This window comes from Methylobacter sp. (assembly GCF_036845245.1).
GTDB lineage: Bacteria > Pseudomonadota > Gammaproteobacteria > Methylococcales > Methylomonadaceae > Methylobacter_A.
The window spans coordinates 67,973-75,917 of the sequence record NZ_DAIUEH010000026.1 but is presented as its reverse complement, the minus strand read 5'-3'; the positions used below and the strand labels follow the sequence as shown (position 1 = coordinate 75,917).

General features: G+C 51.2%; 9 protein-coding genes. 5 read left to right on the top strand and 4 right to left on the bottom strand.

Features of this window, described 5'->3' with window-relative positions; all coding sequences use genetic code 11:
• Positions 1-209: 209 nt before the first annotated feature.
• From V7051_RS13040 to V7051_RS13030, 3 genes are read right to left on the bottom strand one after another with little or no spacing between them, the layout of a single operon-like run.
• A complete protein-coding gene (locus V7051_RS13040; protein ID WP_333879311.1) occupies positions 210-848 on the bottom strand; it encodes a lysophospholipid acyltransferase family protein in 639 nt (212 codons plus the stop codon).
• An 8-nt stretch (positions 849-856) separates the two neighbouring features.
• Entirely contained in the window at positions 857-1,798 is a 942-nt protein-coding gene (locus V7051_RS13035) for a phosphatidate cytidylyltransferase (RefSeq protein WP_333879310.1), read from the bottom strand.
• Positions 1,795-2,400 carry a CDP-alcohol phosphatidyltransferase family protein gene (locus V7051_RS13030; RefSeq protein WP_334168744.1) on the bottom strand — a complete coding sequence of 202 codons (606 nt, stop codon included), beginning with the start codon at positions 2,398-2,400 and terminating at the stop codon, positions 1,795-1,797. Before V7051_RS13030 ends, V7051_RS13035 begins: the two co-directional genes overlap by 4 nt.
• A gap of 739 nt (positions 2,401-3,139) precedes the next feature.
• Here V7051_RS13030 and V7051_RS13025 point away from each other — a divergent pair.
• The 5 genes from V7051_RS13025 (at position 3,140) to V7051_RS13005 (ending at position 7,768) form a co-directional block, all read left to right on the top strand.
• Positions 3,140-3,310 carry a hypothetical protein gene (locus V7051_RS13025; RefSeq protein ID WP_334181148.1) on the top strand — a complete coding sequence of 57 codons (171 nt, stop codon included), beginning with the start codon at positions 3,140-3,142 and terminating at the stop codon, positions 3,308-3,310.
• A gap of 157 nt (positions 3,311-3,467) precedes the next feature.
• On the top strand, positions 3,468-3,686 hold the full coding sequence (locus V7051_RS13020; RefSeq protein ID WP_333879308.1) for a DUF1697 domain-containing protein: 219 nt from the start codon (positions 3,468-3,470) through the stop codon (positions 3,684-3,686).
• Between the two features lie 938 nt (positions 3,687-4,624).
• Positions 4,625-5,890, top strand: coding sequence for a group II intron reverse transcriptase/maturase (gene ltrA, locus V7051_RS13015; RefSeq protein WP_333879307.1), 1,266 nt, complete (start codon positions 4,625-4,627; stop codon positions 5,888-5,890).
• Between the two features lie 421 nt (positions 5,891-6,311).
• Positions 6,312-6,812 (top strand): hypothetical protein, encoded by a 501-nt coding sequence (locus V7051_RS13010; protein ID WP_333875906.1) that lies wholly within the window; start codon positions 6,312-6,314, stop codon positions 6,810-6,812.
• Positions 6,813-7,639: 827 nt separating this feature from the next.
• The gene (locus V7051_RS13005) at positions 7,640-7,768 is read left to right on the top strand and encodes a hypothetical protein (RefSeq protein ID WP_333875908.1); all 129 of its coding nucleotides are present in this window, start codon (positions 7,640-7,642) and stop codon (positions 7,766-7,768) included.
• On the opposite strand, the gene V7051_RS13000 is transcribed toward V7051_RS13005, so the two are convergent.
• A complete protein-coding gene (locus tag V7051_RS13000; RefSeq protein WP_334181147.1) occupies positions 7,750-7,941 on the bottom strand; it encodes a transposase in 192 nt (63 codons plus the stop codon). The two genes, V7051_RS13005 and V7051_RS13000, sit on opposite strands and share 19 nt — an antisense overlap.
• Between the last annotated feature and the right edge of the window lie 4 nt (positions 7,942-7,945).

The following is a 7,945-nucleotide window of genomic DNA, read 5'->3' as shown; positions in this document are numbered from 1 at the left end:
TTTAGTGGCGGCTCTTGTTAACTTGCGCTATCACTGTATTTAGGAAAGATGTCTACTAAACCGTCGTAATTTACCCTCAAAAATCTCAGCGCTTTTCCGGGTTCTTCAGAACATCTATTTCCATTTGTTCTCGAATACAAATTCTCCTTTATCCGATAGCTCGAATTTTAGGCCGACACTCAGGAACGGCACCGTAACGATCCATTCTACTATCCCTCCTCGAAGCGCGGCTTATCGGCACTGTTTTGCAGGGCATCGAATGCCTGTTCCAACAATGCCATAAAGCTTTTACGGCTGCCGTTCCAAGCGATGGCAGGGGCTATAAAGACATCGACGAAAAAGGGTACCAGCACAAACTCGCCCTTGGGTAAACACTTGCCCAGGCCGTTAAAAAATACCGGAATGATGGGAACGTCCGGACGTTTGCTTAACAGGTGAGCGACGCCACTTTTGAATTTGCCGCGCTGTTCCGGTTGGCCACGGGTGCCTTCCGGAAACAGGATCAGAATTTTTCCCTGATCCAGCGCTGTTAACAGCGGCGCGAGCGTATCGCCGTCCCGAGCCGAGGTCCGGCGGTCTATCGGGATGATGCCGATGATGTTTACCGCAAACGCTTTCAACCAGCGATTGCGACAGAAATAGTCCGCCGCAGCAACCGGATGCAATTGGGGGATCAGCGCTTGCGGAAATAGAGACATCAACACCAAAGTGTCCAGGTGGCTATTGTGATTGGCAACCACGATGGCCGGACCGGAGGTTGGCAAATGTTCACGGCCGCGCACGTTCAGGCCAATCAGGAACAATACTAAAGGTTTGACCAACAGCAGATAAAATAAGCGGCGCAACATGTAAACCTTCAATAATGCAGGAAATAGATGTAGTGGAAAAACAGCGGAGCAGTGTAGGTTAGGCTATCCAGCCGATCAAGGATACCGCCATGGCCGGGCAATAGGCTACCGCTGTCCTTAACGCCCAGATCGCGTTTCAAGGCCGAAATCGTTACGTCGCCGACGAAGCCCGCCACCCCAATTAATAGGCCGGCACCCAAGGCTTCGATGCGAGTCAGCGGCGTCAGCCACGGTGCCAGCAGCACCGCCAGGGCCGCCGTGCTGAATACCCCGCCCCAAAAACCGGCGAAGGTTTTGTTGGGGCTGACTTTCGGCACGATTTTGCGTTTGCCCAGGCTTTTGCCCCACAGGTATTGGGCGACATCGTTGATCTCGGTTAAAAAGATCAAGTAAATCAATATACCCATCGAACCGCCGCCCGGATTGTTTTCCGCCGGCAAGACCAGCATGAAGGCCATGTGGCTGAGGCTGAACACGCAAATCATCAAGCCCCAATGCAAGGTGCCGATGGCGCGCAGAAAACCTTGGGTTTCGCCAATCAGCAGCATGCGCATCGGCAGCCATAAAAAGACATAAATTGGAATAAAGATAATGAACAAGCCATACCAGCCCGCCCATACCCAATAATATTGCACCGGAATTGCCAGATAAGCCCAAAACAACACTCGGTGATCGGCGCGCCGGGTCGGAATCAGGGATAAATATTCCTTGAACGCTAAAAAGCTGATCAGGCCCAGCACGATCACCGAGGTGGTGCGATTTATCAGCACGGCCACTGCAAACACAGCAACGATGATCCACCAGGTTCTGACACGCTGGCGTAACTCGTTGTAGTTGCGTTCGGGCCTGCGGCGTTGCAGCATAATCGACAGGCAGCTGGCGATACACAACAGCAAGGCGATGCCGGCAAAAGCGATTTGCACACTGAGCGGCAGATTGATCGACATCATGCGTTTACCTCCTGCAGAGCGTTAAGGCATCGGTTGACGATAGTGACGCCGATCAACAGCAAAATGACGGCGAACAGCGCGTTGACCCATGCGCCATGCCAACCCAACCCGACGCACAACGCCAACGCGCCGAACACGAAGGCCCGGTCGCTTTTGCCCATGGGGCCGTCGTAACGCCTGGATGCGCCTATTTGCACGGCAACCACGCCGGCCATTTCGCTGATCACCGCGGCAATGACGATGCCGACCACCAGCCATGGCTTAGCGCCCGGTAAAAGCGCAAAAGGCAGATACAAGGCGGTGTCGGCAAATACATCGCACAGCTCGTTCAATATGCCGCCCAAAGCGGACTGCATGTTGTGTTCGCGGGCCAGCATACCGTCGATTGCATTCAAAGCCATGCGCACCAGCATCACCAGCGGAATTGCCCAATAAATGCCGGGTTGCCAGTTTGGATAGAGCAAGGTCGCACCGACCAGCAGCGATAACGCCATCGCGGCTAGGGTAACTTGATTAGCAGTCACGCCCCGCGCCGCTAGCCATCGCACGCTGGGTCGTAACAGGTTTTGAAATGCCGGTTTGATATCGTAAACGGAAGACATAAGTACCTTTAGGTCGTGCTGTAAGCGATGGCGTTACGGATAAATAGGAATGCGAGCTAACGCAATAGCTTAGCTCATTTTGAAGAGATTCATAGTCGGGTGCTGCTTATTCTTCGACCTTCGGGACCGGCTCAGGCGATGACTGTAACATTTTCTTCATTCGAAACAGATTGAATACTTCGCGGGAGCGGGTTGCGTGGGTTTTGTATTGGAACAGGTGGGGGATCAGAATACATAGTTGCATATTTCACTAAAGATCAGCCACCCATTCCGATTGAAAATCGCTGCCTGTTCCGGTTCAAACGAGGTCATCGATTCCGACCCGATTACGCTCAGAAGTGAGCGTTGGCTTAGTGGAGGACGAATTGGTACTATCGATCCTTTGCCACCGGATGTGACCGTTCTTAGATCGGCGGATGAGCCGTACATAGCAGACTACCATCATCGTAAAATCCAGAGTTTATTGCCTAGAATTTGTCATTCTGAGATGATAGATAAAAATAATATAGCCACTTGTAATTTTTTTAATAGTAGTTGTCGTATTTGTTGACACAATTTGATTCGCTACATTAAATAGTTTTTGCAAAATCAAACTCTTAATCACAAACAAATGGAGTTATACGGGCAAATGTGCTGGATGATTGGACACCTGATGTCGTATACATTACGTTGGGCGTCTTATGACCTCACTCACACGGTGACTGAATGAATACATACGTCGCTTTTTTCCGCGGCATCAATGAAGGAGTACAGGAAGCGTAACGTTAGTGGAGCGGCGTACGACGACCCCCGCGTAGCCGTAGCGGTCGGGCGTTTTGACGAAGTTGTAGCGATAGCGGAAGCGCAGTCAAAATGCAAGGCCATCCGACACGGCGTCAAGTCATTACGGGAGTCATGGCGCACAGCGTAGCAACGCGAAGTTGTGCGTCGTGACGGACGGAGGACGAACGCGGGCCGCCGAAGGCATTAATTGCCAGGTCATTTTTCGCTGCTAAAATCGGATGGATCCATTTTAGCTTTCGCGAAAAATCCTGGCGCGCTTAGTGGGTGGCAACTGCTCTCTGCCGATGAAGGAACTCGTCGCCACCTTGGAAGAAATAGGTGCGCGGAAAGTCAGGACATATATTCAAAGCGGCAACGCCGTATTCGAGAACACCGAAAGGAAGTTGGATCGACTTTCCAAGCAACTTTCCGCCGAAATTTTGAAGCGCCGTGGCTTCGAACCACATGTACATATTCTTACCGTTGAAGCACTCGCCAAGGCCATCGCAGAAAATCCTTCCTGAGGCGGTAATCGATCCTAGTAGTTTGCATCTCGAATTTCTCGCCTCGCCACCAAAGAGCCCCGATCTGAAAAAGCTCGCCAGCTTGCGAAAGGAGAGCGAACGGTTTCACCTAACTCAAGGTGTGTTTTACCTGCATGCGCCTGAGGGTGTTGGTCGGTCGAAACTTGCCGCAAGCTCTGAGAAACTCTTGGGTGTTCCAATGACCGATCGCAATTGGAGAACAGTATGCAAAGTCATGGAAATGGCAGGAACGTGAGCGCGACGCCCAACTCTGCGTTCGAGGCGACCTGCGCGAAAAGCCACGCAGGCGCCTTAACTTCACGTTAGCGCGGCAAGCGAAGCTTGTCGTTTCTTGCAGGGTGAAAGTCCCTGTCGGGCAAGGTCTAGCCAACCACCCGTATCGAGTGTTGCGTGTCCGGCGGAGCGTTGCCAGCGGTTACGACTGTTGCAAAGGCGAACAAAGGAGGCGAAGCGTACACAGAGAACCACACAGGCCACAGGGGATACGCACATCCCTGAAGCCAAGTCAGCATCGTTATAGCATAAATACAGTCGGCGACGTTGTTAACGTGACGGAAGCCAATACAAAGAAATCGCCAAGGCAAGATTTCGGAGGGGCTGTCGGTGTCCAGGGGCGTGGCATATGTGGAAAGAAGCGGCAGGAACTTGCGAGACCCTTACAGCTCCCGAAACGGGGACACGGTATGCGGATATTTAACCACCTCAGGGGAAACCCAGGAACAAGGTAAGCCGAAACCTAAATCCCCGTTTGAAGCGGGTAAGCCTACCCAACAGAAAGAAGGATGGCTGAAGGCTGTAGGGGAGTCAGATCCATCCATAGTACTCTGAGACGGGAGAGCCGATCACAAGGGGAAGGGATGGACAAAGTTGTGTAGCTCTCAAAGGAAACACATACCGGACATGTCGAGCTGGAGAATATGATGCAAACCTCACTGAGGGGAATAGCCAACAAAGCGGCACAAAACAAAAGCCACAGGTTTCAAAACCTGTACCGTCTCCTGACCCTGGAATTCCTGCTTTCTTGTTGGCGATACGTCAACAAGAAAGCGGCATCCGGCGTTGACCGGATTAATGCTGCCGAATACGCATTGAACTTAAACGACAATGTCGGGCAACTGGAAGCCAGCGTGAAAGGCGGCTGGTATCGGGCTAAGTTAGTGCTTAGAAAATACATCCCTAAAGCCAACGGCAAGTTGAGACCGTTAGGGATACCGGCCATCGCTGACAAACTGCTGCAAATGGCAGTGGCGAAGCTACTCGAAGCCATCTATGAGCAGGATTTCCTGTCGTGCAGCTATGGGTATAGGCCGGACACAGGTGCGCACAAATCGATAAAGGATTTATCGGCAGCATTAAGGACGGGGCGATATGAGGGGGGCGTGGAAGCCGACATTAAGGGTTTCTTCGATCATATCGACCACACCAAACTGTTGAACATGCTGATGCGGCGCATTGATGACAAGCCCTTGCTGAAACTGATTCGGCGATGGTTAAAGGCAGGCATACTGGATAGCACAGGGCAAGTGTTGCACCCGTTATCGGGGACACCGCAAGGCGGCATAGTCTCGCCGATCCTGGCCAATGTGTACCTCCATTATGCGTTGGATGTATGGTTTGAAGGCATCATAAAACAGCATTGCCGAGGTAACGCGACACTGTACCGCTATGCGGACGACTTTGTCTGTTGTTTCGAGCAGGTTAGCGACGCACAGCGCTTTTATGAGGTTCTGCCCAAGCGCTTGGCAAAATTTGGCTTGGAAGTGGCGGGAGACAAAACCCAATTGCTTCATTTTCACAAAGGTTCGAAACACCGTTTCTGCTTTCTGGGATTTGAATACTATTGGGGGCGCAGCCGATTTGGCAAAATCGTGTTGAAACGGCGGACTGACCGCAAGAAATATCGGTTAGCCATCGCTAATTTCAAAGTATGGTGCCAAGAAAGTCGGAGATTGCGTAAGCCGGTAATATTTGCCAAACTGAACCAAAAGCTGAGAGGGTACTGGAATTATTACGGGCTCCGAGGCAACTATGAAAGCCTGAATGACTACCTGCAAGACATTAAACGGATACTGTTTAAATGGCTTAACCGGCGTAGTCAGAGACGCAGCTACAACTGGACAGGGTTCATTGCTCTGATCGATGACTTTAATTTGCTCAAGCCCCGTATTTGTCATGATTTCTAAGTACCTAAATGCCGTGTGCGAAGCGAGCAACTTTGAAAAGCCCGGTGCGGTAATTCCGCACGCCGGGATTTGTAAGGGGGCAGCCGGGCAACGAAGGAGTACAGGAAGCGTAACGTTAGTGGAGCGGCGTACGACGACCCCCGCGTAGCCGTAGCGGTCGGGCGTTTTGACGAAGTTGTAGCGATAGCGGAAGCGCAGTCAAAATGCAAGGCCATCCGACACGGCGTCAAGTCATTACGGGAGTCATGGCGCACAGCGTAGCAACGCGAAGTTGTGCGTCGTGACGGACGGAGGACGAACGCGGGCCGCCGAAGGCATTAATTGCCAGGTCATTTTTCGCTGCTAAAATCGGATGGATCCATTTTAGCTTTCGCGAAAAATCCTGGCGCGCTTATGGCTGTCCTACCTTGATGGCACCAGCATGAAGCTCACTCACTTTTTTACCGCCGTTCTGATTCTAATCTCTTTCACAACGGAGACAGTTGCAGCTGAAGGTAAGGTACTCACGTGCGGAAAAACTACCGTTAGGCTTTTCAATAGCACGGTTGAAGAGTCGCCTTTCTTCGTATTGAAAATTAAAGCTCCCGTTGCGATATTTCACTACCCGTATTACATGGATCGAGAAATTTTTATGCTTAGGTGTGAAACAAGCGCTACTGGAAAAATGTATGTCTTGTTCAACTGGATGTGCGGTGGTACTGGGTGCAATGAAGCGGGTTTCGGGCTTGTGGACGCCGACACCGGAAAGATACGCCTAGAACCAAGAGGCCGCTGGCGGAGTGATGGCGATGAGGATAAGGCATCGAAAATCTTAGGCCACCCCATTCAGCCGTTTACTTGCAAGGAGTTCTCAAGAACATCTATGGGTGCCCCAGGAGCCAAAGGCGAACTATGCTTCGTGTCGCCACAGGAGCTTGGTTAAATGCGTATTCCGCCCAACCCGTCAGTCAAGCGGGACGCCGAAAAAGCACGGCGCCTCTTTCTTTTATGTTGGACAACTCATCTACAGGAGGTCCTATGCTGATATTTAGTGAGTGTGTGAGAGTAACAACTTGGGTTAGATGTCTCGCTGTTCTCTATCTATTTTGTCTGATTTTAGCTGGATGGTTTGCTGTGCTGCGCTTACTCAACGGTTTACCCATTTCATTTCCAGGCCAATCGGAAAGTTTAGTTTTTGGTCTGCTTTTAGCCTATTTGAGTTTTCTTTTTTGTTATGTTGCAATCACGGGGCGCAATCCAGTGAGGTATTTTCCAATCGGAACAATTTCATGGCCACTTGTCAGCAGATCCAATCCCCGAGTTTTGCGCTTACTCGGGTTGCAACGCATGCGTCGCAATAGGAAATTGGGGAAATACGGTGCCTCTTCAAAATAGCAGCCCAACATGGCGCTCAACCTCGCACCCTACGTTTGCTGGGCGCTGCGGGATAAACCCGCGCAGCGCCGGTTAACTCTATGTTTAGTCGCCATGAAGGCTAGTCACATCGTCGTAGCCGGCGTTCTTTTGGCTCGGCTATCCATTTCTGAAGATCAGACCCACCCCTTTTTGAGTAGGCAACTGGATCATTTGCTGGACACCCGATACTCCCATTGCGATGCTGATTTCGGTTCTGATCGACCAGAAGCCATGCCACATACAAATAGACATTGGTCGGAGGCTGTACGAAAGCTAATTTCTGAGTGCTAGAGCATTTCTCCGTTAGTCAAGAGCATAGCCTGAGTTTTTAAAATAATTGAGGCATTCATCGGCGTGAAACTGATCCATGATCTGGCCGATAGCCTGCCAGAGCTTGTCAACCGTTCGTTCAGCCGCCTTGCGCAGCAAGGCTTTCAGTTTGGCAAAGACCTGCTCAATCGGATTCAGGTCAGGGTTCTATAAGGCGGCAAGTATTTCATCGTAGCACCTCTGGCTTCAATCAGCTCTTGAACGACCGCAACTTTATGAGCCGACAGATTATCGCAGATGACGATATCGCCGGGCCTTAACGTGGGCCCCAACTGCGAGCGCAATACTCTTTGAAAGCGTCGCCATTCATGGCCTGATTCAAGCACCAAG

Excerpts from the sequence above, each read along its gene's own strand:
- V7051_RS13010 (WP_333875906.1), top strand. The coding sequence starts at position 6,312 with ATGAAGCTCACTCACTTTTTTACCGCCGTTCTGATTCTAATCTCTTTC.
- V7051_RS13025 (WP_334181148.1), top strand. The coding sequence starts at position 3,140 with ATGAAGGAGTACAGGAAGCGTAACGTTAGTGGAGCGGCGTACGACGAC.
- V7051_RS13035 (WP_333879310.1), bottom strand. The coding sequence starts at position 1,798 with ATGATGTCGATCAATCTGCCGCTCAGTGTGCAAATCGCTTTTGCCGGC.
- V7051_RS13040 (WP_333879311.1), bottom strand. The coding sequence starts at position 848 with ATGTTGCGCCGCTTATTTTATCTGCTGTTGGTCAAACCTTTAGTATTG.
- V7051_RS13020 (WP_333879308.1), top strand. The coding sequence starts at position 3,468 with ATGAAGGAACTCGTCGCCACCTTGGAAGAAATAGGTGCGCGGAAAGTC.
- V7051_RS13030 (WP_334168744.1), bottom strand. The coding sequence starts at position 2,400 with ATGTCTTCCGTTTACGATATCAAACCGGCATTTCAAAACCTGTTACGA.
- ltrA (WP_333879307.1), top strand. The coding sequence starts at position 4,625 with ATGATGCAAACCTCACTGAGGGGAATAGCCAACAAAGCGGCACAAAAC.